The sequence below is a fragment of the Cellulomonas triticagri genome (assembly GCF_003696205.1).
GTDB lineage: Bacteria > Actinomycetota > Actinomycetes > Actinomycetales > Cellulomonadaceae > Cellulomonas > Cellulomonas triticagri.
Genome location: NZ_RFFI01000209.1, coordinates 1 through 3323, shown reverse-complemented (window position 1 = coordinate 3323; position 3323 = coordinate 1). Strand labels below are relative to the sequence as shown.

Annotated in this window: 2 protein-coding genes; one reads left to right on the top strand and one right to left on the bottom strand. The window is 77.6% G+C overall.

The features are described from left to right. A partial coding sequence (locus EBM89_RS20040; protein ID WP_147463644.1) for a hypothetical protein occupies nucleotides 1-2044 on the bottom strand: 2044 nt, incomplete at its 3' end. Between the two features lie 200 nt (nucleotides 2045-2244). Between EBM89_RS20040 and EBM89_RS20035 the strand changes: the two genes are divergently transcribed. Then, the coding region (locus EBM89_RS20035; protein WP_122151338.1) for a hypothetical protein at nucleotides 2245-3323 on the top strand (1079 nt) is incomplete at its 3' end.

Below are 3323 nucleotides of genomic sequence, written 5' to 3'. Positions count from 1 at the left end.
CCTCCGCCGGGGCCGCGACCGCCGGGGTGGCCGCGGAGACCGGCGCCGGGCGGCCCTTGCCGCGCGCCGGGCGTGCCGCGGGACGCGCCGGGGCGGACGTCTGCTGCTTCTCGAACTGGGCCTGCGCCGCGTCCGCCCGCTCGAGCGTCTGCTTGTTCGGCACCGGGTCGTGGCCGAGCAGGTTGCGCAGCTCGTCCAGGTACGAGGTGATCGACTCGCGCTGGCGGTTGAGGTCCTCGACCTGCCGCTGCGCGGTGGTGCGCTCGCGCTCGGACTCGGCCATGGCCTCGGACAGCGTCTTCTCGGCGTGCTCGCGGGCCTCGGCGACGACGCGGTCGGCGTTCTGCCGGGCGTTCGACAGCAGCTCCTTGGAGTGGTTCTGCGAGTCGACGCGGATCTTCTCGGCCTGCTCCAGCGCCTTGGCGACGCGCTGCTCGGCGTCGGCGGCGTGCGCCTCGGCGTCGGAGACGAGCTTCTCGGTCTCGGCGCGGGCGGTGGCGTGCCGCTCGGCGTCGGCGCGCTCGGCGGCCTCGCGCTGGGCGGCGACGGCGAGCTCGGCGTCCGCGACGGCCTGGCGGGCCTGGGAGGTCAGCGCGTCGGCCTCGGTGCGGGCCTGGGTCCGCAGCTCCTCGGTCTCGGCGCGGGCCTGCGAGCGCAGCCCGTCGGCGGTGCGCGACGCTTCGGTGACCTGGCGCTCGACGTCGAGGCGGGTCGCCTCGCGCAGCTCGGCGACCTCGCGGTCGGTGCGCTCGCGCAGCTCGGTGGTCTCCCGCTCGGCGGTGGCCCGCTGCTCGGCGGTCTCCCGCTCGGCGAGGGCCCGCAGGGTGCTGGTCTCGTGCTGGGCGCGGTCCCGGAGCTCGGCGGCCTCGCGCTCGGCTGCGGCGGTGACCTCGGTGGCGTACTGCTCGGCCTCGGCGCGCTGCGCGGCGAGGGCCTGCTCGGCCTCCTGGCGGGTGGCGGCGACCTCGTCGGCGACGGCGGCGCGCAGCTCGCCGGTCTCGCGGTCGGCCGTCGCGCGGACGAACCCGGAGTACTGGTCGGCCTCGGCGCGCAGCGCGGTCGTCTCGGCGACCGCGCGCTGCTGCAGCTCGGTCGCGGCGCGCTCGGCGGCGGACCGCACGGAGTCGGCGTGCGCCTGGGCGTCGGCGCGCAGCGAGGTGACCTCGTCGCCGACGGCCTGGCGGGCCTCGGCGATCTCGGTCGCGGCGAGCGAGCGCTGCATCGCGGACCAGCGCTCGGCCTCGGTGCGCAGCTCGGCGAGCTCGGACGTGACGCGCTGGCGCAGGGCCGTGGTGTCGGCGTCCGCGGCCTGGCGCAGGTCCTGGTCGTACCGCTCGGCGTCGGCGCGCAGCGCGGCGGCCTCGTTCTCGGTGGTGGTGCGCAGCGCGGTCGTCTCGGCCTCGGTGGTCGAGCGCAGCGCCTCGGCGGCCTGCTCGGTGTTGATCCGCAGCTCGGTCGTCTCGCGCTCGACCGTGGCGCGCAGGGTGCCGAGCTCGCGCTCCAGCGTGGCGCGGCGCTCGCTCTCCTCCGTCTGCACGGCGGTCTGGATGCGGGCGGCCTCGCGCTCGGCGGACCCGACGAGCTCCTCCGCGCGGCGCTGCGCGCCGGTCAGGGTGCTCTCGGCCTCCGTGCGCGCGGTGGTGCGCTCCTCGGTGGCCTCGCGCTTGGCGGTCGCCAGCATCTCCGCGACCTCGTTCTCGGCGCGGGCGCGGAGCTGGCCCGCCGCGAGCCGGGCGCGGGCGAGGGCGTCGGACGCCTGCGCGTTGGCCTGCTGCACGACGTCGGAGGACTGCTCCTCGGCGGACCGCAGCAGCATCTCGATGCGCGAACCGAGCCCGGAGTAGGTGGGCCGCTCGGCCTCACGCAGCTGGCGGTGCGCCTCGGACAGCTCGCCGGAGATCTGCATCACCCGCTCGTCGAGCGAGGCGACCTGGCCGCGCGCGTCCTGCAGGGCGCGGTCGAGCTCGTCCATGCGGGCGTCGACGGGGGCGCGGTCGTAGCCACGGAAGTTGACCACCGGGAACGGCGTACGGTCGTCTGCCACGAATCTCCTCCTGCGGGCGCGCGTGAGCGCTGGTGGGGACGGCCTCCGGGCGGGAGGCTGTGGGCGTCGGTCGGCCCGCGTCCGCGGACCAGGGTATCGGGACGAACCCGGCAGCGGGGACCCGCTGCGGATACGCACCCGATGACCACCGCCCGAGGTCGCTCGCCTATGGTGGACCGTCACGTTCGAGAGGAAACCGTGTGCTCCAGCGACTGATCGCCGCCCTGCTCGGGCTGCTCGGCGTCGCCTCGGTGGGTCTCGGTGTCGCGTCGGCCACGGCCTGGCGCGCCGACGACCCCCTGATCGCCACCGCCGACCCCGGGGGCGACGTCCGCACCCTCGTCACGGACCCGGGGGTGCTCGAGCTCGCCGGCGACCCCGTGACGGTCACCGTCCGCGCCGACGGCGCCCCCGTCGTGCTCGCCGTGGGGCGGGACACCGACGTCGACGCCTGGGTCGGCTCCGACCCCTACGCCCGGGTGACCGGGATGTCGGACTGGCACACCCTGGCGACGACGGCGGGGGAGCCGCCCGCGGGCGCGACACCGACCGCGTCGCCGAGCGAGGCCGCCGAGGAGGCCGCCGCCCCGAGCCCGTCGGCGAGCGCGGACGCCGAGGCGCCCGCCGCAGCGCAGGCCGCCGACCCGACCGGCTCCGACATGTGGGTGGTCGAGGCGTCCGGCGACGGCTCCGCGACGATCGAGTGGCCCGCCGAGGACGGGCGCTGGTCGCTGATCGCGGTGAGCCTGGGTGACGCCGCCCCGCAGCTCGACCTGTCGTGGCCCCAGACCGTGACGACGCCGTGGCTGTGGCCGGGCGTCGCGCTCGGTGTGCTGCTCCTCGCGGTGGCCGCCGTGCTGCTCGTGCGCATCCTGCGCTCGCGCGGTGGTGACGAGCACCAGTGGCACTCCGTCGAGACCGGCACGATCGCCGTGGTCGCGGCGCCGCCCGGCAGCCTCGCCGCGCGGGCGGCCGCGTCCCGTCCCGGTGCGCCCGGCACGGCCGACGGCGGTGCCCCCGACGACACCGGGACGGCGTCCGTGCCGCTCGGCACCGTCACCCCCGGCTCACCGTTGACCCGTCGGCAGATCCGCGAGGCCGAGCAGGCGGCGTCCGCGCACCGCAGGGGTCGCCGCCCGGAGACCGGTGCGGTCCCCGTCGTCACGGGGCAGACCGCCGCGGTCCCCACCGTCGCCGACCCGCAGGACCCGGCGGCCACCGGCGCGCGACCGGGCCCGACCCGGCCCGCCCCGGCGGAGGGCCGAACCGCGGCCGAGCC